At 69.6% G+C, this 20,856-nt stretch carries 21 protein-coding genes; 17 read left to right on the forward strand and 4 right to left on the reverse strand.

The genetic code is table 11. The features are described 5' to 3' along the window. Positions 1-115: 115 nt before the first annotated feature. The 4 genes from QSK25_RS21310 to QSK25_RS21325 all read left to right on the forward strand — a co-directional run bounded on the left by QSK25_RS21310 (position 116) and on the right by QSK25_RS21325 (position 3,230). The gene (locus QSK25_RS21310) at positions 116-313 is read left to right on the forward strand and encodes a hypothetical protein (RefSeq protein ID WP_285640584.1); all 198 of its coding nucleotides are present in this window, start codon (positions 116-118) and stop codon (positions 311-313) included. Positions 314-319: 6 nt separating this feature from the next. Further along, positions 320-628, forward strand: a complete 309-nt coding sequence (locus QSK25_RS21315) for a hypothetical protein (RefSeq protein ID WP_285640585.1) — start codon at positions 320-322, stop codon at positions 626-628. A gap of 71 nt (positions 629-699) precedes the next feature. Then, entirely contained in the window at positions 700-1,269 is a 570-nt protein-coding gene (locus QSK25_RS21320) for a TetR/AcrR family transcriptional regulator (RefSeq protein ID WP_285640748.1), read from the forward strand. 14 nt (positions 1,270-1,283) lie between these two features. After that, the gene (locus QSK25_RS21325; RefSeq protein WP_285640749.1) at positions 1,284-3,230 is read left to right on the forward strand and encodes an ABC transporter ATP-binding protein; all 1,947 of its coding nucleotides are present in this window, start codon (positions 1,284-1,286) and stop codon (positions 3,228-3,230) included. Here QSK25_RS21325 and QSK25_RS21330 read toward each other — a convergent pair. Next, positions 3,187-4,179, reverse strand: coding sequence for a helix-turn-helix transcriptional regulator (locus QSK25_RS21330; RefSeq protein WP_285640586.1), 993 nt, complete (start codon positions 4,177-4,179; stop codon positions 3,187-3,189). The genes QSK25_RS21325 and QSK25_RS21330 overlap by 44 nt on opposite strands. Positions 4,180-4,274: 95 nt before the next feature. Between QSK25_RS21330 and QSK25_RS21335 the strand changes: the two genes are divergently transcribed. From QSK25_RS21335 to QSK25_RS21360, 6 genes are all read left to right on the forward strand, one after another. Beyond that, entirely contained in the window at positions 4,275-4,622 is a 348-nt protein-coding gene (locus tag QSK25_RS21335) for a nuclear transport factor 2 family protein (protein WP_285640587.1), read from the forward strand. A 58-nt stretch (positions 4,623-4,680) separates the two neighbouring features. Continuing rightward, the gene (locus tag QSK25_RS21340) at positions 4,681-5,037 is read left to right on the forward strand and encodes a hypothetical protein (RefSeq protein WP_285640588.1); all 357 of its coding nucleotides are present in this window, start codon (positions 4,681-4,683) and stop codon (positions 5,035-5,037) included. Continuing rightward, positions 5,034-5,915, forward strand: coding sequence for a WXG100 family type VII secretion target (locus tag QSK25_RS21345; protein WP_285640589.1), 882 nt, complete (start codon positions 5,034-5,036; stop codon positions 5,913-5,915). The genes QSK25_RS21340 and QSK25_RS21345 overlap by 4 nt, the downstream gene beginning before the upstream one ends. Beyond that, a complete protein-coding gene (locus QSK25_RS21350; protein ID WP_285640590.1) occupies positions 5,912-6,355 on the forward strand; it encodes a hypothetical protein in 444 nt (147 codons plus the stop codon). Before QSK25_RS21345 ends, QSK25_RS21350 begins: the two co-directional genes overlap by 4 nt. 106 nt (positions 6,356-6,461) lie before the next feature. Beyond that, positions 6,462-7,400, forward strand: a complete 939-nt coding sequence (locus QSK25_RS21355; protein ID WP_285640591.1) for an acyltransferase domain-containing protein — start codon at positions 6,462-6,464, stop codon at positions 7,398-7,400. A 62-nt stretch (positions 7,401-7,462) separates the two neighbouring features. Continuing rightward, positions 7,463-8,038: a dihydrofolate reductase family protein gene (locus QSK25_RS21360; protein ID WP_285640592.1), complete on the forward strand. Its 576-nt coding sequence runs from the start codon at positions 7,463-7,465 to the stop codon at positions 8,036-8,038. Here QSK25_RS21360 and QSK25_RS21365 read toward each other — a convergent pair. Then, complete coding sequence (locus QSK25_RS21365; protein WP_285640594.1) at positions 8,025-8,978, reverse strand: glycoside hydrolase family 6 protein; 954 nt, start codon at positions 8,976-8,978, stop codon at positions 8,025-8,027. The two genes, QSK25_RS21360 and QSK25_RS21365, sit on opposite strands and share 14 nt — an antisense overlap. A 151-nt stretch (positions 8,979-9,129) precedes the next feature. After that, positions 9,130-11,343 (reverse strand): glycoside hydrolase family 9 protein, encoded by a 2,214-nt coding sequence (locus QSK25_RS21370; protein ID WP_285640596.1) that lies wholly within the window; start codon positions 11,341-11,343, stop codon positions 9,130-9,132. 310 nt (positions 11,344-11,653) lie between these two features. Between QSK25_RS21370 and QSK25_RS21375 the strand changes: the two genes are divergently transcribed. The 5 genes from QSK25_RS21375 to QSK25_RS21395 are packed head-to-tail and all read left to right on the forward strand — an operon-like array spanning position 11,654 to position 17,094. Next, the gene (locus tag QSK25_RS21375) at positions 11,654-12,937 is read left to right on the forward strand and encodes an ABC transporter substrate-binding protein (RefSeq protein WP_285640598.1); all 1,284 of its coding nucleotides are present in this window, start codon (positions 11,654-11,656) and stop codon (positions 12,935-12,937) included. Next, positions 12,937-13,899, forward strand: a complete 963-nt coding sequence (locus QSK25_RS21380) for a carbohydrate ABC transporter permease (protein WP_285640751.1) — start codon at positions 12,937-12,939, stop codon at positions 13,897-13,899. Before QSK25_RS21375 ends, QSK25_RS21380 begins: the two co-directional genes overlap by 1 nt. Further along, complete coding sequence (locus QSK25_RS21385) at positions 13,896-14,723, forward strand: carbohydrate ABC transporter permease (protein ID WP_285640600.1); 828 nt, start codon at positions 13,896-13,898, stop codon at positions 14,721-14,723. The genes QSK25_RS21380 and QSK25_RS21385 overlap by 4 nt, the downstream gene beginning before the upstream one ends. Next, the gene (locus QSK25_RS21390) at positions 14,720-16,039 is read left to right on the forward strand and encodes a GH1 family beta-glucosidase (RefSeq protein ID WP_285640601.1); all 1,320 of its coding nucleotides are present in this window, start codon (positions 14,720-14,722) and stop codon (positions 16,037-16,039) included. The genes QSK25_RS21385 and QSK25_RS21390 overlap by 4 nt, the downstream gene beginning before the upstream one ends. Positions 16,040-16,095: 56 nt before the next feature. Next, positions 16,096-17,094, forward strand: a complete 999-nt coding sequence (locus tag QSK25_RS21395; protein ID WP_285640602.1) for a LacI family DNA-binding transcriptional regulator — start codon at positions 16,096-16,098, stop codon at positions 17,092-17,094. Between the two features lie 326 nt (positions 17,095-17,420). Here QSK25_RS21395 and QSK25_RS21400 read toward each other — a convergent pair whose 3' ends face one another. Beyond that, positions 17,421-17,687 carry a UBP-type zinc finger domain-containing protein gene (locus QSK25_RS21400; RefSeq protein ID WP_285640604.1) on the reverse strand — a complete coding sequence of 89 codons (267 nt, stop codon included), beginning with the start codon at positions 17,685-17,687 and terminating at the stop codon, positions 17,421-17,423. A gap of 56 nt (positions 17,688-17,743) precedes the next feature. Here QSK25_RS21400 and QSK25_RS21405 point away from each other — a divergent pair, with 56 nt between their 5' ends. After that, on the forward strand, positions 17,744-19,411 hold the full coding sequence (locus QSK25_RS21405) for an NAD(P)/FAD-dependent oxidoreductase (RefSeq protein WP_285640605.1): 1,668 nt from the start codon (positions 17,744-17,746) through the stop codon (positions 19,409-19,411). After that, the gene (locus tag QSK25_RS21410; protein ID WP_285640607.1) at positions 19,411-20,823 is read left to right on the forward strand and encodes an ATP-binding protein; all 1,413 of its coding nucleotides are present in this window, start codon (positions 19,411-19,413) and stop codon (positions 20,821-20,823) included. The genes QSK25_RS21405 and QSK25_RS21410 overlap by 1 nt, the downstream gene beginning before the upstream one ends. Positions 20,824-20,856: the final 33 nt, after the last annotated feature.

Genomic DNA, 20,856 nt, shown 5'->3' on the forward strand with positions numbered 1-20,856 from the left:
AATGCGGACTCGATCCGCGCACGCCGCATAACGCCGACGCATTCCGGTCCGATGTACCGGCCGAGTCGAGCTTTGTCCGCACCAGGAGGAATTCCCGCCGATCCGAGGAGCACCGATGGCCAGGTCATCCGTCGACGAGATCGACAACGCCCGCCGCCGGGCAGAGCTGAGCTGGGACGACTACGCGCGTCTGCTCCGCGGCCACCCCGAGGGCCCCCGGCTGCTCCGCGAGTTCCGGCCGATCGGCGGCCGGGACAGGCAGGGCAGGCTGCGCGAACTGGAGGACCTGGGCCGTCTCGGCGGGGGACGGTGACCGGCCGTGGCCCTCTCCGTGGTGAACGACCAGCGCATCCGGGCCGCTGTGCGCGACTACCTCGAGGCGCAGGCGGCCGCCGCCCTCAACCCCGCGGCGAGCCCCGCCGTCGCCGCCCGGTTCAGCGAGCTGATCTCGGTCGTGTTCCCCGTGTCCGGCGTGCAGGACCGGTCGGCGTGCATGATCAACGAGTTCGCCGAGTGCTGGGGCAGGTCCGTCGCCACCCTCATGGACGTGGCGAGGGCCGGTGGCGCGAACCCCGACCTGGCGCAGGTCGCGAGGGTGTTGCTGAAGGGACCCGGCGAACTCATTTGACGGAGTGAGCGCTCACTCCGCACTATGGGTGCATGACACCAGCACCCGAGACCCGGCGACGAGCGCCGGGCATGAGCGCCGACGAGCGGCGCGCCATGATCGTGCACGCGGTGCTGCCGCTCCTGGTCGAGCACGGCGCCAACGTCACGAGCAGCCAGATCGCCCGTGCCGCGGGCATCGGCGAGGGCACGGTCTTCCGGGCGTTCAAGGACAAGGACGAGCTCCTCGACGCCTGCACGGCCGAGGCGTTGAAACCCGACCACGTGCTCGACGCGATCGCCGAGATCCCCGCCGACCAGCCCCTGGAGGACCGGCTGGTCGAGGCCGCCGACGCACTCGGCGCGCACCTCGAACGCATGAGCGCGCTGATGAGCGCCCTGCACGCGTCCGGCCGGGTCCGCCACCGCGACCCGAAGAGCCCCCGCAGGGGCGCTCGCCGCGAGTCGATGGTCGCCATCCGCGCGGCGGTGGTCGAGCTGTTCGACCCCGAGGAGGACCGGATGAGGCTGCCACCCGAGCAGCTCGCCGGCCTGTTCCTGACCTTGTTGTCCGGCGGCCGCAGGCTGGCGCCGGACGTCGAAGCGCCCACCACGCGCCAGGTGGTCGACTTCTTCCTGCACGGCGCTGTGGAGGCTGGATGATCCCGGGAGGGGGCATGGAGTTCGCGCTGGGGCGGAGAAACCGCCGCCGGCGCGCGTCGACGGTGCCGGACAGCGGGCTCACCGGGCCGGTCGACATCCCGGAACCGACGCAGGACGACGAACCGAAGGACCTGCGCTCACGGCTCAAGCGCGTGCGGACGTCCGTGGTGGGCACGGTCCGCGGCCTGCCGAAGGTCGCGCGGCTGACCTGGGAGGCCAGCCCGGCCCTGACGATCGTGCTGGCGCTGATCACGGTGCTGGCGGGACTCCTGCCGACCGTGACGGCCTACGTCGCGAAGCTGTTGCTGGACTCCGTCGTCGCGGCGATCCAGGGCACCGGCACCACGCGCGACATCGTGAACGTGGCGTTGTTCCAGTTCGCCGTGCTCGCCGGGACCGCGCTGAGCAGCGCGCTGACGTCGATCGCGCAGTCGTTGCTGCAGGAACGCATGACGCTGACGATCCGGCACCGGGTGATGGCGCACGCGAGCGACCTGCACCTCGCGTACTTCGAGGGCTCGACGTCGTACGACATGCTGCGCCAGGCCGCGCAGGAGGCACCGACGCGCCCGCTCGCGATGATGAACTCCGCGCTGGGCTTGCTGCGCACGCTGATCACGTTCAGCAGCATGATCGCGTTGCTCGTCGCGATCAGCCCGCTGCTGGCGCTCGTCGCGCTGCTGGCGCCGATCCCGGCGTTCATCTCGCAGTCGAAGTACGGCTCGCGCGCGTTCTGGCTGACGTTCATGATGTCGCCGATCAAGCGGCGGATGGATTACCTGTCCTCTTTGGTCACCACGGACACGTACGCCAAGGAGACCAAGCTCTTCGGCCTGGGCCCGTACTTCGTCGACCGGTTCCGCCGGCTCGGCACGGTGGCCTACGAACGATCACGCAAGCTGACCGTCAACCGCAACGTCAGTTCGACGTCCTGGGGCCTGCTGAGCACGGCCGCGGGGTCGGCGATCACGCTGTACATCGCGCTCGAAGCGGTCGGCGGCAGGCTCACGCTGGGCGACCTGGCGCTGTACACGGCCGCCGCGGCCTCCGTGCAGGCGTCGGTGTCGGGACTCTTCACGGCGTTCTCCGGGATGTACGAGAACAACCTCTACCTCGACACGCTGTACCGGTTCCTGGACACGAAGCCGGAGATCACCGCACCCGCGCGACCGCGCCCGATGCCGTCCACGGTGGAGGGTCACATCACCTTCGACGGCGTGACCTTCAGCTATCCGGGGGCGCCGGAACCCGCGCTGGACCACGTCAGCTTCGAGATCCGTCCCGGCGAGACGGTGGCGGTCGTGGGCCGCAACGGCGCGGGCAAGTCGACGTTGTTCAAGCTGCTCTGCCGCCTCTACGACCCGACGGGCGGGCGCATCCTGCTCGACGGCGTCGACATCCGCGAGTACGACCCGGTCGCGCTGCGCACCCGGATCAGCGCGATGTTCCAGGACTACGTGACGTACCAGGGCACAGCGGCGGAGAACATCGGTCTCGGCGACCTGACCCGGCTGGAGGACCGCGAGCACATCGAGAACTCGGCCCGCCGCGCCGGTGCGGACGAACGGATCGAACGTCTCCCCCGCGGCTACGACAGCCCGCTCGGCCGCTGGTTCGACCAGGGCGTGAGCCTGTCCGGCGGCGAGTGGCAGAAGATCGCGCTCGCGAGGGCGTTCCAGCGGGAGGCACCGATCCTGGTGCTCGACGAACCGACCTCGGCCCTCGACGCGCAGGCGGAGCACGACCTGTTCTCCCGGCTGCGGGAGCTGTCGGAGGGCCGGACGACGCTGTACATCTCGCACCGGTTCTCGACCGTGCGACAGGCGGAACGCATCCTGTTGCTGGAGCACGGGAAGGTCGCCGAGTACGGCACGCACGAGGAGCTGATGGCGGCCAAGGCGGGCTACGCCGAGCTGTTCACGCTCCAGGCGCAGGCGTACCTGGACGAGGTGCCGAGCTGACCGCGTAGAGGTCGGCGATCGCCTTCGCCTGTGCGGCAAGGGCATCGCGTGCGGCGTCGGGGCTGAGCACCTCGACGCCCGCGCCGAACGCGAGCAGCGTCTCCACGGCGCGCAACGACCGGAACCGCACGCGCACCTCGTTCCAACCGGGGTCGCGGGGCACCGGCGGGCCGTCGAGATCCCCCTCGTGCATCCGCAGGAACAACGCCAGCACGTCGTCCCGCACCAAAGCGGTGACGGCCACCGGCGACGGGAGGTCGTCGATCCGGCGGCGCAACGCCTCCCAGGCGTCGTCGAGTTCCACCCCGGCCCGGCGCCGGACGGGCTCGGCGACGACGACGGCCGACCGGGCCCGGTCCAGCCGGTAGAGGTGCGGTTCACCCTGGTGGTCGGCGACCAGGTACCAGACGCCGGCCTTGTTGACCAAGCCGTACGGGTCGACGGTGTAGGTGCGGACCCGGTTGTCGCGCCCGTGCCGGTAGCGCAGCCGGAGCCGCCGGTCGGCGAACACGGCCCGTTGGTAGACCTCCAGGTCCGAGGCCCCGGGAGAGCCGCGCCAGCGGACGGGGTCGATCAGGACGCGCCTGCTGGTCAGGTCGGCGCCGCCCTGGTGCGGGGCGGGCAGGGCGGCCATCACCTTGCGCAGCGCCGACCCGAGGGCCTGGCCGAGGCCGAGGTCCGCGTGCGCCGAGCCCGCCAGCACCACGAACAACGCGCGGGACTCGTCGGCGGTGAGCCCGGTGACGTCGGTGTGGTAGCCGGGCAGCAGCGCGATGCCGCCCTGCGGTCCGCGCACGGTGTAGACCGGCACGCCCGCGGCCGACAGGGCCTCGAAGTCGCGCATGATCGTGCGCGCCGACACCTCCAGCCGGGCGGCCAGGTCGGCGGCGGACAGCTGCCCGTGCGTCTGCAGGAGCAGCAGGATCGAGAGCAACCGGTCGGACTTCATGTTCCCCAATCTCCTCCACGTACATGACAGGGGATGTCATATAAGGCGCGCAAGACTCTGGTCCACATCGGATCGAACGAGAGGAACCACCGGTCATGACCGCGCAGATGATCGCCGAGCAGTACGTGAAGGCCTGGACGAGCGGGGACGCCGAGACGGCGTTGGGCTTCGTGGCCGACGACGTCGTGTGCGAGGCACCCACCGGGCGCATCGAGGGCATCGAGGGCTACCGGCAGTTCCTGGCGCCGTTCGTCGGCAGGCTCACCAGGGGCGAGGTGCTCGACGTGCTCGCGCGCGACAGCCGTGCCGTGACCGTCTACAACATCGATCTGCCGTTCGTGCGGAACGTGCACGGCACCGAGTACCTCACCGTCACCGACGGCAGGATCAGCCACGTGATCAGCGTGTTCGACATGGCGCCGATGCTCAGGGCGCAGGACTGATCCACCCCATCAGGAATCCTTATGTATCGCTTGACGCGCAGCGACGACTTTCCCGGTTATGGGAGAGAAGTTCCACGTCGAGCCGGATGAGCTCCGCGGGTACAGCGGGCTGCTCGAACGCCAGGCCGAGCACTTCCTGACGATCCGGGAGCACGCGATCGAGAAGGGCGGGGACACGTCCGGGTTCACCGGGCTGCTGTCCCTGCTCGATCCCGTCGTGATCGGAGTCGCCCAGCTCTACGGCGAGACGCTCACGGCGGCGAACGGGAAGATGGGCCAGGACGCCGAGTCGCTGGTCAAGGCCGCGCGCGCCTACGAGAAGGCGGACGAGGTCGGCGTCTGCCTGATCGACACGGCGGCCGGGTCCGCGGAGGCCCCGTCGTGGCTCGGCCGGTTCCTGGGGCTGGGCGGATGAGCGCCGGGGTGTGCAACGGGTACCAGGACGTCGAGGACCCGAACGTCGCGCTGCGGGCCGCGCCCGAGGACCGGCCGGGACGGCAGACCGTCAAGGAGCTGATCGAGGCCGCCGGGTGGAAGATCCAGGGCGTCAACTGGATCTACCAGCAGGTCACCGGTGACGACCTGGTGCGCGACCTGGTCATGCCGCTGGCGGGCGACTTCGAGAAGATCGACGCGAACGCCGCCGCGTGGGACCGGATCGCGAAGGCGCTCGACAACGTGCGGCACAACGTGAACAACGGCGTCGAGGAGCTCGCGCCGCACTGGGACGGCGGCGCGGCGCAGAGCTTCGAGAACCGCGTGCGCCGGACGTGGACCACCGCGATCGAGTGGGACTCGCAGATCGCGAAGTTCATCGGCGACCGCTTCAAGAACATGGCGAGCTCCTGCCGGACGGCCGCGAAGCTCGCGCTGACGCTGCTCGACAAGATCTGCGACAAGCTGATGAAGGCCGCGATGACGGCGTGGATCCCGCTCGTCGGCTGGGGCCGCGCGGTGTGGATGGTCTACGACGTGGTCAACATCGTCGACCAGGTGCGCAAGCTCATCCAGTCGATGCAGACGCTGATCGAGGGCGTCAAGGGCATGATCAACGGCATCAGGCTGATGGGCACGGCCCTCGCGCGCATCCCGGACGTCCGCGACGTCAACGACTTCTTCGACGTGGTCGACGCGTGGCAGGACGGCAGGGAGAAGTTCAGCGACGGCGCCTCCGCAGCGGGCGGCGGCGCGTGGGGTGTGGCCAAGAGCGGGTACAAGGCGCGCAGCAAGTTCAACGAGGCCGCGAAGGAAGAACGCTGGGCCGACAAGGCCACTTCAGGCGGTGCGGAATGACGTTCCCGTACGACAGCGCCCGCCAGCAGTTGCAGGCCTGGCAACAGGATCTCGACGCGCGCGGCGCGCAACTGGAGAAGGTCGCCCTCGAGGCGTCGCGGGTGCAGAGCCGCGGCGGAGACCTCTCCCCCGCCGACATCGCCGAGATCGAGAAGTTCGCGAAGTCGAAGGACGCGCCCAACGCGTTGAGGGACCTCCAGCGCAAGGTCGACTCGGGTGCCCTGTCCTGGCAGGACATCGCGTCCGGCCGGGCCGTGCACGACCCCGACGTGCAGCGGGCGATGCAGACCAGCATGCCGTCGCTCAAGCGCGCCTACGCAGGGATCAAGGAGGGGCAGAACCTCGACGACATCGTCGCGGCCGGTCAGCAACGTGCCCGGCCGTCACGCGGCGACTACGACGATGATCTGCCGAGCGATTTCACGGAGGACGCCTTCTGAGCAACTGCCCGGAAGTGAAACGCGCTCGCGAAGCGAGCGCGACCACGGACAGGACTTCCGGCCGAGTGCTCAGTGCTGTGACTCGGAACTGGATAGGGTCGTGCGCGTGGATCTGGAGGAGACCGCCACCCTGCTCGGTGTTCCCTTCGAGGAACTGCACCGCGTGCACGACCTCGCCGGCGATCGGCCGTCCGCTCCCCTGCCGGCGAAGGCCGGGGCGCCCGCGCTGCTCGACCGGCTCGGGGTGCCTGCCGAAGACGCCGCCGAGATCCTGGCGGGCTGGCCCGGAACTCCACTGTGGACACCCGAGTTGGACTGGTTGCTGGACCGGTCGACCGCGCTGGTCCGCGCCGACCTCGGTGGCACCGACTGGCTGTCACCGGGCCCGGAACTGCCGCGCGAACGCGGTCCGGCCTGGCGGCACTTCTACGTGTACGTGTACCTGGCGCTGGTGGACGTAGTGCGCGGTTACCACCGCGATCACGGCGTCTCCGACGAGGTGTCCTGGACGACCCTCGCGGACCTGGGCCGCAACCTCGCGGTCGACCGGCGCATGCGCGGCGAGGGCTGGCCGGTCATGCAGAGCTGGCTGACCCTGCACTGGCGTGGCGGCGTTTACGAACTCGGCCGGTTGCAGCACCAGCGCGGTGACAGCGCTCTCTCGCTGCACGTGCCGGACGCCGGACCGTTGGCACCGCAACTGGTCGACGCCTCGCTCGACGCGGCCCGCGCGTTCTTCCCGCGCCACTTCCCGGACGAGCACTACTCGGCGTTCTCCTGCGGGTCGTGGCTGCTGGACCCGCAACTGCGGGAGTACCTGCCCGCCGATTCCAACATCATCCGGTTCCAGCGGCGGTTCGAGCTCGAACCGCACGCGGAACTGGACGGCATCGACGCCGACGTGGAGGTGTTGCGGTTCGTGTTCCGGACGCTGACCACCCCGCTCGACCGCCTGCCCCGCCGCACGCTCCTGCAGCGCGCGGTCCTCGACCACCTGGAGGCCGGTCACCACTGGCAGTGGCGGGTCGGAAAGTTTTCGCTCTAGGTGTCGAAACCGCGTCTCGCCGTTCGTGCAGGGGTGACTTCGACTTCCTAAGGGGTGCGGTGATGCGATCTATCTCGGCGACGATGTTCGTGACGCTCGACGGTGTGGTGCAGGGCTTCGGCCGCCCGGACGAGGACACCCGCGGCGGGTTCACCCACGGCGGCTGGGGTACGGCGTACAACGACGACGTGCTGGCCGCCGAGATGGGCAAGGGCATGGCGCGGAGCGGCGCGATGCTGTTCGGGCGCCGCACCTGGGAGGACTTCATCGGCGTGTGGGCGTCGGCGACGGACGGCAACCCGTTCAGCACGCACATGAACGCCGCGCGCAAGTACGTGGTGTCGTCGAGCCTCGCCGACGCGAGTGCGTGGCAGAACTCCGTGTTGTTGCGGGGCAACGACGACGTGGCCGCGCTGGACGAGGACCTGTCGATCATCGGCAGCGCGGCGCTGGTGCGGTCGTTGCACGCGGCCGGGTTGATCGACGTGTACACGCTGGTGATCCACCCGCTGACCCTCGGCACCGGCGCACGCCTGTTCGACGGGCCCGCGCCGGTGACCGAGTTCGACCTGACCAGCAGTGTCACGACGCCCAAGGGCGTGATCGTCGCGACCTACGCGCGGGTCACGTCCCGTTGATCAGCCGGACGGCCAGGTCCGGGTTGAACGTCCCGGCCGGGGTGGACGGCGCGATGCCGCACGGGCCGTCCGACACGCCGGGTGTCTTGATCCACAACACCATCTCGGCGCCGCCGCCCGTCTGGGCGGTCACCCCGAGCTTGGCGCCGGCCGGGTTGCACCAGCCGTTCGGGTCGGAGTTGCGGCCGTTGGCGTTGCGGCTGGTGTCGACCACGAACGGCTTCGCGGCCGGCAGGAAGCTGTTGACCTGGTTGGCGTAGGTGATCGACTGGCTGGTCGTGTAGTAGTTGGACACGTTGACGGCGAACCCGCGGACGTCGGCCACGCCGGCCTCGTTCAGCCGGTACGCCATGGTCGAGGGAGTGCCCCACCCGGCGTTGCCCGCGTCGAGGTAGGCGTAGGTGTTGGGCGCCTTGGCCTTGAACTGCTCGGTGGCGTACTTGAGCAGGCCGGCCATCTCGTCGCGTTGCGCCTGGGTCAGGCAGCCGTACGCGGCGAGCGCGTCCGGTTCGATGATCACGACCGCGGGTTTGGTGCCGATCCCGGCCGCGAAGCTCGCGATCCAGGTCCGGTACGCGCCCGCGCTGCCCGCTCCGCCGCCGGAGTGGCCGCCGCACGCGTCCCTGTTGGGGATGTTGTAGGCGACCAGCACGGGGAGTTCGTCCTGGCCGTCGGCGGCGCCCGTGTAGTTGGCGACCGTGGAGGCGATGTCGGCGTCGTTGCCGAACCAGCGCGCGATCGGCTTGGAGCTGATCGAGTTCTGGATCTGCGTGCGCCGCGAGTCGTTCGGGTTGTTCCGCACCCACGTGGCCGGTGCCGAACCCGGGTTGACGTACCAGCCGCTCGTCAGGCTGATCGGACTGGCTGCTGTGGCAGGGGTCGCGGATGACAGCAGCAGGACCGCGCAGACGGCGGCCGCGGAACGGATGATCCACCGCACTGTGGATCTCCTCTCGGTGGGGGACGGTTTTCCTCTCGCCCACCGCGGGGCCCGCCCGCACGGCGTCGTGCGGGCGGGGGCGGTGGGAGTTCTCGGGGAAGGGAGGTCGCGGCGGGAGCGGGCGGCTGCCTGCACCCGCGGGCCACCGGTGTCAGCGGGTGTCGGCGAACGCCGCGACCCAGGCGAGCGCGGAGTTCCAGTTGATGGCGACCTCGTTGGTCGACCAGGAACCCAGCTCGTCGATGTAGCACTTCGCGGGGGCACAGCCAGGCAGGTTCTGCTGCGCGACCGGGTCCTGCAGGCCCGAGTTCGGGCCGCCGGCGAGCGATCCGGCGGGCGGGTTCGGGTAGGCGGCGTTGACCGAGTGCGCCCAGTGCCGGTGGTGCTGGTTCCTGCTGGCCCGCTCGCCGTAGCCGCTGACGAACGACTGGTTGAGGCCGTTGCGGCCGAGCAGGTAGTCCATCGATTCGAGCACGCCGTCGCTGTACTTGCGGTCGAGCGTGGTGTCGTGGGCCATCGCCATGATCATCGACGCGGTGAGCGTGGCGCTGGTCGAACCCCAGGCGTACTGGCCGTCGGCCGGCCTGGACGGGTTCGGGTAGCCCTGCGCCTTCAGGTCGCGCAGGTGGCCGTCGGCGACGTTGATCAGCCGGGCACGGGCGGTGAGCACGCGGTCGAGCGGGAACCTCAGCGGCAGCCTCATGATCGTGAGGTCGGCGAGTCCGCCGGTGTCCTTCCAGGAGAACCCGGCCGAGGTCAGCTTCGTGGTCACCTTGGTCAGGTACTCGCGTTTGCCGGTCGTCGCGTGGAGTTCGGCGCCCGCCCAGGAGAACTCGTCGGTGACGTTCGTGTCGTCGTAGGCGCCACCACCGACGCTGTCCTCGTCCGGGGCGTACTTCGCGGGGTTGGCCAGCGCGGCCTGCCACGCCGTCTCGGCCGCCGCCAGGCACCGGTCGGAGAACGCGCGGTCCCAGATCTTGAAGACGCGGGCGCACCGGGCACCGGCGGCGGCGAGGTTCAGGGTGGCGGCGGTGGAGGGGGCGTGCAGGTAGCGCGGCTGCGGGTCGTTGCCCGGCAGCATCGGGTGCCCGGTCCACGCGAGGTCGTGGATCTTGTGGTGGGCCATGCCCGCGAGCGGCTTGCCGGCCGGTACCTGCATCTTGAGCAGGAACTCGACCTCCCAGCGCGCCTCGTCGAGCACGTCGGGCCGCCGGTTGTCCTGCTCGGGAATGCTGAGCAGCCCGTCGCGGATGCCCTCGATGTCGAACGTGTGGAGCGAACGCTCGTAGGTGTCCATCAGCTGCCACGCCGCGAGCGCGCCGTTCACGACGTACTTGCCGTGGTCACCGGCGTCGTACCAGCCACCGCTCACGTCCAGGGTGTAGTCGCACTCCCCCGGCAGGCACGGCACGGAGACGTCGCCCCGGTTGGGCGCGACGCCGACATGCCCCGCCGGTCGTGCGTAGGCGTCACCGACGTACTTCGCCTCGATCGGGGTGCCGCTGCGGTTGTGGTAGAAGTACGCCAGCGAGTCACGTCGTAGCTGGTCGTAGGGCTTGTCGGCGATGTCGAACGGGTAGCTGCTGTCGTTCCCGACGGTCAGGCTGTAACCGCTTCCAGCCTTGCGGTACGCCGAGAAGTCGGCGATGTGCACGTCGTCACGCGTCATCGCGTCCCTGCCCTTGACCTGCGTCTTTCCCGTCTGGACCACCGTGCCCGCGGCGTCCTTGAGCTGCCAGTCGAGCGGGGTCGCGGAGCTGCTGACGATCGAGGCGCGCTTGGCGCCCGCCGTCGGGTACGCGTACTGGTTGGTGCGCACGGGCGAGCCGTGGTCCCAGCCACCGCCGGGCGGGACGACGCCGCCGGTCAGCGACACGTCGTCGATGCACAGCGTGTAGGGCTCGGCGGACGCGCCACCCGCCTGGATCGCGACCTGGCCGCCGGTGCGGGTGGCCACTGTGGACGTTCCGGTGAACTCGAACGTCCTGGGGGTGCCGGTGAGCGCGGCGGCCTTGTTCAGCACGGTGGTGTTCGGCGGCGAGGCGAGCGCCACAGCGGCCCTGACCGTGACGTCCTTCGTGGCGGTGGCGGTGAAGCGCAACGTGTAGGGCTGGCCGGCTTCGAGTGGCACGTCGTTCTGGCCGATCATCGCCGTCCACGGGTTCGCCGTGCCGCCGGGGATCTGCGCGCACAGCCTGCCGCCGACCACAGTGGACGGAGCGATTCCACTGCTCCACCACGGGGTCTTGACCGTGTCGAACTTGCCGTTGAGCACCCGCTCGTAGGCTTCCGCGGCGTTCGCGGACGGCACCAGCGCGGCTATCAGGACCAGCGGGAGGCCGACCGCTGTCAGCCTGGTTTTCACGGACATACCGGAGCCTTTTCTGGGTCGGAGGTCTTCCGGCACGACCGCAGCGTCGGAGCGAATGTTCACCCACCCGACTCGCGGTGTCAACGACCCCGCGTCATCGAAACGTGATCGGGGCGGGGTCTTCCCATCCCGGTGAACTCGTGGTTACAGTCCTGTAAGCGCTCACAGTCTCCCCCGATCCTGCTGGGCGCACACCGGCCGAAGCCGCAGCGTCGCAGCAGGTGAACGGTGTTCCAGGGGTCCGCGAAGCAGCCCGTTTCAGGTGTTAGCGCTTGCGGACCATCCGCCGACTGGAGGTTCTTCGATGGGTGTTCGACCAGGGCGCGCTCTGCTCGCCACGACTCTGCTCGGCTCGCTCGTGGCCATGTCCGCGTGCGGTGGCGGCGCTGCCGGCTCCGCGTCGGGGGACGTCACGCTGATCGTCAAGACGTTCAGCCAGTTCGGCTACGACGAGCTGTACGAGGAGTACGAGGCGAGCCACCCCGGCATCAAGATCAAGGAAGAGAACATCGGCAAGCTCGGCGATTACACGCCGAAGCTGCAGCAGTGGCTCGCCACCGGTAAGGGCGCGGGCGACGTCGTGGCGATCGAGGAGGGCATCCTCTCGCAGTTCATGGCGAAGCCCGACCAGTTCGTGAACCTGCTCGACCACGGCGCCGAGGAACTCTCCGGCAACTTCCTGCCGTGGAAGTGGCAACAGGCGTCCACTCCGGACGGAAGCAAGGTCGTCGGGCTCGGCACGGACGTCGGCGCGCAGGGCATGTGCTACCGCAAGGACCTCTTCGAGGCCGCCGGACTGCCGACCGACCGGGAGGCGGTCGGCGCACTCTGGCCCACCTGGGACAAGTACCTGGAGACCGGCAAGCTGTTCAAGTCCAGGAGGCCCGACATCGGCTTCTACGACTCGACCGGCAGCGTCTACCTGAACATGCTCATGCAGTCCGGTGACCACACCTACTACGACGCCTCGAACAAGCTGGTCATCGACTCGAACACGGCCGTCAGGACCACCTGGAACGCCTCGATCGACATGGTGAAGGCCGGGTTGTCGGCCAACATCGAGCAGTGGAGTCCACAGTGGAACGCGGGCTTCAAGAACGGCACGTTCGCCACGATCCCCTGCCCGTCCTGGATGCTCGGCACGATCGAGAAGCAGGCGGGGCCGGAGAACAAGGGCAAGTGGGACGTCACCCGCGTGCCCGGTGACGGCGCGGTGCGCGGTGGCTCGTTCCTCGCGGTGCCGACGCAGAGCACGCACCAGAAGGAGGCCGCCGAGCTGGCCAAGTTCCTGACCAGCGCGAAGGGCCAGACCGCGGCGTTCAAGGCGAAGAACAACTTCCCGTCGTCCCCGCAGGCCATCGACGACCCGGCGGTGCGGGACTTCAAGAACCCGTACTTCAACGACGCGCCCGTCGGCAAGATCTTCGGTGACAGCGTGAAGGCGTTGAAGCCCGTCTACCTGGGCCCGGACAACAACGCCATCGGTGACCGCGTCGGCAACGCGCTGCTCGCCGTGGAGCAGGGCAAGCTGCAGCCCGACGAGGCGTGGGCCAAGGCCGTCGACGACGCGAAGCGCCTGACCAAGTGATGGTCGACCTGAAGCAGCGTCCGGTCGCCCGGAAGGCGGCCGGGCGCACGCCCCCCGAGCGGCCGCGGCTGCGGGACCGCGTCTCGCGCGTCGAGGTGCGGTGGTCGCCGTACCTGTTCATCGCGCCGTTCTTCGTGATCTTCGCGGTGTTCGGGCTGTTCCCGCTGGTCTACACGGCCTGGGTGTCGTTGCACGACTGGGACATCACCGGCGCGGGCGCGTTCGTCGGGCTGGACAACTACGTCACGTTGTTCGCGGACCCCGACTTCTGGAACTCGGTCTACAACACGGTCGGCATGCTCGTGCTGGCCACCGTGCCGCAGCTGCTGATGGCGCTGGTGCTCGCGAGCCTGCTCAACCAGCGGTTGCGCGCCGTCACGTTCTTCCGGATGGGCGTGCTGCTGCCGATCGTCACGTCGGTCGCGGCGGTCGGCATCGTGTTCAGCCAGATCTTCGACCGCGACGCCGGCATGGTGAACGGCCTGCTGGGCCTCGTGAACGTCGACGCGGTCGACTGGCGCGCGGACAAGTGGTCGTCCTGGACGGCGATCTCGACCATGGTCAACTGGCGGTGGACCGGCTACAACTCGTTGATCTACCTCGCGGCCATGCAGGCGATCCCGCGCGACCTCTACGAGGCGGCCACGGTGGACGGTGCGGGCAAGATCCGGCAGTTCTGGAGCATCACCGTCCCGAACATCCGGCCCGCCATCGTCTTCACCGTCGTCATGTCGACCATCGCCGGCATGCAGCTCTTCACCGAGCCGCTGATCTTCGGCCAGGGCAGCTTCGCGATCTCCGGCGGCAGCCTGCGCCAGTTCCAGACGGTGTCGATGTACATGTTCGAGAAGGCGTTCCGGGACTTCGACTACGGCTACGGCTCCGCCGTCGCGTGGATGATCTTCCTGCTGATCACGCTGCTCGGGGTCGTCAACTTCCTGATCACGCGGAGGTCTCGTTGATCACGCGCAAGACCCAGCCGCTGCTCTACGCCACGCTGCTCGTCGGCATCGTGCTGTCGGCGTTCCCGCTGTACTGGCTCTTCGTCGTCGCGACCCGCTCGAACGACGTGGTCGGCGACTGGCCGCCCCCGCTCGCGCCGGGCGAGAACCTCTGGGACAACCTCGGCCGGCTCTTCGCCGCCGAGGACGCGAACTTCCTGCTGGGCATGGGGAACTCGCTGCTGACGTCGGCCGTCGTGACCGTCTCGGTGGTGTTCTTCTCGTCGCTGGCCGGGTTCGCGTTCGCCAAGCTCAAGTTCCGCGGCCGCAACGGGCTGCTGCTCGTCATCCTCGCCACGATGATGATCCCCGTGCAGATGGGCATCATCCCGCTGTACATGATCATGGTGGAGCTGGGCTGGCAGAACCGGATGGAAGCGATCGTCGTGCCCGCACTGGTGTCGGCGTTCGGCGTGTTCCTGATGCGCCAGTACGCCGAGCAGGCCGTGCCGGACGAGCTGATCGAGGCCGCGCGGATCGACGGGTGCAGCACGTTCCGGATCTTCTGGTCGATCGTGCTGCCGGCGTTGCGGCCCGGTGCCGCGGTGCTCGCGCTGACCACGTTCATGGGCACGTGGAACGAGTTCCTGTGGCCGCTGGCCGTGCTGGAGGCCGACAACCCGACGGTGCAGTTCTCGCTGTCGCAGCTGTCCACCACCTACTACACCGACTACACGCTCATGTTCACCGGAGCGCTGGTCGCGACCGTGCCGTTGCTGCTGGTGTTCATCGCGTTCGGCCGTCAGATCATCGGCGGCATCATGGAGGGGGCGGTCAAGGCATGACCACGTTCGAGCCCGGTTTCCTCTGGGGCGCCGCGACTTCCAGCTACCAGATCGAAGGGGCCGCCGATCTTGACGGCCGCCTCCCGTCCATCTGGGACACCTTCTGCGCGACGCCGGGCAAGGTCGACAACGGCGACACCGGTGCCGTGGCGGCCGACCACTACCACCGCTACCCCGAGGACGTCGCGATCATGCGCTCGCTCGGGCTCGGCGCGTACCGGTTCTCCATCGCCTGGCCGCGCGTGCAGCCGCTCGGGTCCGGCACGGTCGAGCAACGCGGCCTCGACTTCTACCGCCGCCTGGTGGACACGTTGCTGGACAACGGGATCCAGCCGTGGCCCACCCTCTACCACTGGGACCTCCCCCAGCCGCTGGAGGACGCGGGCGGCTGGCCGGAACGCGACACCGCGCTCAGGTTCGCCGAGTACGCGCAGATCGTCCACGAGGCGTTGGGCGACCGCATCACGCACTGGACGACGTTGAACGAGCCGTGGTGTTCGGCATTTCTCGGCTACGCCACCGGCAGGCACGCGCCGGGCCGCCAGGAGCCCGCCGCGTCCGTCCGCGCCGCCCACCACCTGCTGCTGGGTCACGGCCTCGCGGCCAGGGCCATGCCCGGCGCGTCCGTCGGCATCACGCTCAACCTCACCCACGTCACACCGGGCACCGACGCCGGTGCCGACCTCGACGCGGCGCGCCGGATCGACGGCCTGCAGAACCGGCTGTTCCTCGACCCCGTGCTGCTGGCCGAGTACCCGGCCGACGTGGTGGCGGACCTGGCGCCGGTGACCGACTTCTCCTTCGTGCAGGACGACGACCTGAAGGTGATCGCCGCACCGCTCGACTTCCTGGGCGTCAACTACTACTCCCCCATGCTCGTCGGCCACGGTTCGTCGTCCGGCCCGTCCGCGTACGTCGGCTCCGAGCACGTCACCCACCTCGACGGCGGCCGCGCCCGCACGTCGATCGGCTGGGAGATCGACGCCCGCGGCCTGCGCGACCTGCTGGTGCGCCTGGACGCCGACTACCCCGCGATCCCGTTGTACGTCACCGAGAACGGCGCCGCGTTCGACGGCGTGCACGACGCGGATCGGATCGCCTACCTCGACGGTCACGTCCGAGCATGCCGGGAGGCTGCTGCGCGCGGTGTCCGGCTGCGCGGTTACTTCGCCTGGTCGTTGCTGGACAACTTCGAGTGGTCTTACGGCTACGCCCAGCGCTTCGGCCTCGTGCACGTCGACCACCAGACCCAGGAGCGCACACTCAAGGACAGCGCGCACTGGTACGCGGCCGTGATCCGGCGTGGCGGACTGTGAGCGCTTACAGAGTTGCTACGCTGCCCGTACGCCGACGCACACAGGGGGACCCCACGATGACCAGACCTCCCACCCTGGAGGAAGTGGCGCAACGGGCGGGAGTCTCCACCGGCACCGTGTCCCGCGTCATCAACAACGCCCGCCACGTCAGCGAGAAGTCGCGCCTGGCCGTGCAGAGCGCCATCGCGGACCTGGGCTACGTCCCGAACACCGCCGCCCGCTCGCTGGCCACCCAACGCCGAGGCGTGGTCGTCCTCGTCATCTCCAGCGACGACCCGGCCCTGTTCGCGAACCTCTTCTTCGCCGAGGCCATCACCGGCGTCAACGCTGCCCTCGAAGAGACCGACCTGCACCTCATGCTCCTGCTGGCCGCCTCCCAGCGAGGCCGTGACAGGTTCGCCCAGGTCATCCAGTCCCGCGGCGCCGACGGCATCATGCTGCTGGCGTTGAAGGAGAACGACCCGCTCTCCAAGATGGCGGAGGACAGCGGCCTGCCCGCGGTGCACGGCGGCCGCTCCCTGGACAGGGCCCCGCAGTGGTACGTGGACGCCGACAACCGGGGCGGCGCCCGCGCCGCCGTGGAACACCTTATAGCCAAGGGCCGCAAGAACATCGCCACGATCACCGGTGAGCTGGACACCCACGCCGGCATGTCCCGCTACATGGGCTACCGCGAGGCGGTGGTGCTGGCCGGGTTGAGCGACAAGCGCGTGGCACACGGGGACTTCAGCGAACCCAGCGGTGCTGCTGGGATGAAACTTCTGCTGGACGACCACCCCGACCTCGATGCGGTCTTCGTGGCCTCCGACGCCATGGCCACCGGGGCGTTGACCGTCCTGCGTTCTGCCGGGAGGCGGGTGCCGGAGGACGTCGCGGTGGTCGGGTTCAACGACATCGTCACGGCGCAGCACACCCAACCCGCGCTGACCACCGTTCGGCAGCCGATCGAGGCGTTGGGGCGGGAGATGACCCGGATGTTGATCAGGCTGTTGAACGGGGAGCAGCCGACGTCGCTGATCCTGCCGACCGAGCTGGTGGTGCGCGCCTCGGCCTGATCGTCGTGGCCCTGGCTCTCCAGGTACTGCCGCGGGCCCGGTTCACCGGACACGCTGCCGAGCAGGTGGCCGGGCGTGGAGTCGATCCCGGACGGCGTCGGCGGCGTCTGGCCGCCCGGATAGCCGTCGAGGTGCGGCAGGCCGTCCCTCGCGCAGGTCTTCGGGGAGCCGTTGCCAGGGTCGTCGTAGAGGACTCACAGAACCTTCGCCATTGCAGGTTTCCCTTGTCTGAGGAAGGTCGAGCGATTTCGACCTTCCTCAGGCAAGGGATCCGGGTGTCCGAACGAACGTTTCTGTTGCCTGACAGCCCTCGGCTGTCGACCAGGTCAGACGAGGGTGTTGTCCACGAAGCACCAGCGCCAGGTCTCCCCCGGCTCGAACGAACGGATGATCGGGTGGCCTTCGTCGGCGAAGTGCTTCGAGGCGTGCTTGGCGGGCGAGGAGTCGCAGCAGGCGACCTTGCCGCAGCCGAGGCACAGGCGCAGGTGCACCCACCGGCCGCCGACGGCCAGGCAGTCCTCGCAGCCCTCCAACGTGGAGGGTGCGGGCTCGGCGGGCAGCTCGGCGACGTGGGCGCAGGTCTTGGTGGTCACGCGACGACGGTACCTCTGTTGAGGACATCGACGAGTTCTGGTGTTTGACTGGACGCATGACGACTGCCGGTCGCGTCGCGCGACCTTCGATCCTCACCGTGGACGACGACCCCGCCGTGTCCCGGTCCGTGGCGCGCGACCTGCGCCGCCAGTACGGCGAGCACTACCGGATCGTGCGCGCGGAGTCCGGGGCGCAGGCGCTGGAGGCCCTGCACGAGATCAAGCTGCGCGGTGAGGAGGTCGCGGCGCTGCTGGCCGACTACCGGATGCCGCAGATGAGCGGCATCGAGTTCCTCGAACAGGCGATGGACGTGTTCCCGCAGGCCCGCCGGGTGCTGCTGACGGCGTACGCGGACACCGACGCGGCGATCCAGGCGATCAACGTCGTCGACCTCGACCACTACCTGCTCAAGCCGTGGGACCCGCCGGAGCAGAACCTCTACCCGGTGCTCGACGAGCAGTTGCGGGCGTGGGCGGTGAGCGACCGGCAGCCGCCGCAGCGGGTGCGGGTGGTCGGGCACCGGTGGTCGCCCCGGTCCTACGAGGTGCGCGACTTCCTGGCGCGCAACAGCGTGCCGTTCGTCTGGCACGCGCTCGAGGAGCCGGAGGCGCAGTGCCTGCTCAAGGCCGCGCACCAGGACGGCACGAAGCTCCCGGTCGTGGTCACGGCGCAGGGCAAGGCGCTGGTGGACCCGTCCGACGCGGACCTCGCCGCCGAGGTGGGGCTGAGCACGCAGCCGTCGGCCGACTTCTACGACCTGATCGTCGTCGGCGGTGGGCCCGCCGGGCTCGGGGCCGCGGTGTACGGCGGGTCGGAGGGGCTGCGGACCGTCCTCGTGGAACGGATCGCGACCGGCGGCCAGGCGGGCACCAGCAGCCGCATCGAGAACTACCTGGGCTTCCCCGACGGCGTGTCCGGCGGCCAGCTCACCGAACGCGCCCGCAGGCAGGCGGTCAAGTTCGGGGTCGAGCTGCTCACGACCCGTGACGTCGTCTCCCTGGAACGCCGGGGTTCCGCCCGCGTGGTGCGGTTCGGCGACGGCACGGAACTCGCCGCGCACACCGTCATCCTCGCGACCGGCGTGTCGTACCGGCTGCTCGACGCGCCCGGACTCGGCGCGCTCACCGGGCGGGGCGTCTACTACGGCGCCTCGACCACCGAGGGCCCGAACTGCGCCGGTCAGGACGTCTACCTGGTCGGTGGCGCGAACTCGGCGGGCCAGGCGGCCGTCTACTTCTCCGGGCACGCGCGCAAGGTCGTGCTGCTGGTGCGCGGCGACGGGCTGGAGCAGTCGATGTCGCGGTACCTGATCGACCAGCTCGACGCCATCCCGAACGTCGAGGTGCGCACGCACACCGAGGTCTGCGCCGGCACGGGCGAGGACCACCTCGAAACGCTCACGTTGCTGCACAACAAGACCGGCGAGCGGACGACGGTCGAGGCGAGCTGGCTGTTCGCGTTCATCGGCGCCGCCCCGCGCACGGACTGGCTCGACGGCACACTGGAACGCGACGACCGCGGTTTCCTGCTGGCCGGTCCCGACCTCGGCACCACCCCGCCGGGCTGGGACCTCGGCCGGGCGCCGTACCACCTGGAGACGAACGTGCCGGGCGTGTTCGTGGCGGGCGACGTCCGCGCGGACTCGGTCAAGCGCGTCGCCTCCGCCGTCGGCGAGGGCGCGATGGCCGTCACCCTGGTCCACCGTTACCTGGAGAGGTCCTGATGGACAGGCTCACCCCCGCGGAGCTGCGCGAACTGTTCCTGTTCGAGAGGCTCGACGACGCCCAGCTGGAGTGGCTCGCCGCGCACGGGCACATCGAGACGCGCGAGGCGGGCACGCCCGTGCTCACCGAGGGCGACGCCGCGACGTGCTTCTTCGTGCTGCTCGAAGGCACGGTCGCGCTCTGCCGCACCATCGGCGGCCAGCGCATCGAGGTGAGCCGCAGCGAGCAGCGCGGCTCGTACTTCGGCGCCACCCAGGCGTACCTGGAGCTCGACCAGCCGACCTACCAGATGACCGTCGAGTCGATCACCGCCACGTCGATGCTCCAGTTCGACGCGGACGAGTTCGGCCCGATGATCCGCACGTGGTTCCCGATGGCGATGCACCTGCTGGAGGGCCTGTTCTGGGGCATGCGCAACACCCAGGCGACCGTCGGCCAGCACGAACGCCTCACCGCCCTCGGCGCGCTGTCCGCGGGCCTCACGCACGAGCTCAACAACCCGGCGGCCGCAGCCGTCCGGGCCACCGCAGCCCTGCGCGAACGGGTCGCGGGCATGCGCCACAAGCTCGCGCTGCTGGCGCAGGGAGCGCTCGACCCGGCCGAGCTGCCGGCGTTGGTGAAGCTGCAGGAGAAGGCGGTCGAACAGGTCGCCAAAGCACCGAAGCTCAGCCCGCTGGAGACCAGCGACGCCGAGGACGAGGTCTCCGACTGGCTCGACGACCACGGCATCACCGGCGGCTGGGAACTGGCTCCCGTGCTGGTCGCGGGCGGTCTCGACGTCGAGTGGCTGGAGACGTCGCTGAGGCCGTGCCCGGCCGCGATCACCGGCTCGGCCGTCTACTGGCTGCGGTACACGGTCGAGACCGAGATGCTGATGAACGAGATCGAGGACGCCACCACCCGCGTGTCCACCCTGGTCGGCGCGGCCAAGCAGTACTCGCAGATGGACCGCGCGCCGTTCCAGGTCGTCGACGTGCACGAACTGCTCGACTCCACACTGGTGATGTTCGGCGGCAAGCTCGGCGACGTGCGGGTGGTCAAGGACTACGACCGCGACCTGCCGCGGATCTCCGCGTTCGCCGGCGAGCTCAACCAGGTGTGGACGAACATGATCGACAACGCCCTGAGCGCGATGGGCGGCGCGGGCACCCTGACGGTGCGGACGTTCGCGGAGGACCGGAACCTGGTCGTGGAGATCGGCGACACCGGGCCCGGCATCCCACCCGAGGTGAAGGGCCGGATCTTCGAGCCGTTCTTCACCACCAAGCCGGTCGGTGAGGGCACGGGGCTCGGGCTGGAGATCTCGTGGCGGATCGTGGTCAACAAGCACCACGGCGACATCCGGGTCGAGTCGGTGCCGGGTGACACGCGGTTCCAGGTGCGGCTGCCGCTGGAGGCGACGGGAAGCTAGGTCTCAACAAGATCGTGTAGTCGAACGGCGCGT

Origin of the sequence: Lentzea sp. NBRC 102530 (assembly GCF_030269365.1) — a bacterium.
Taxonomy (GTDB): Bacteria; Actinomycetota; Actinomycetes; order Mycobacteriales; family Pseudonocardiaceae; genus Lentzea.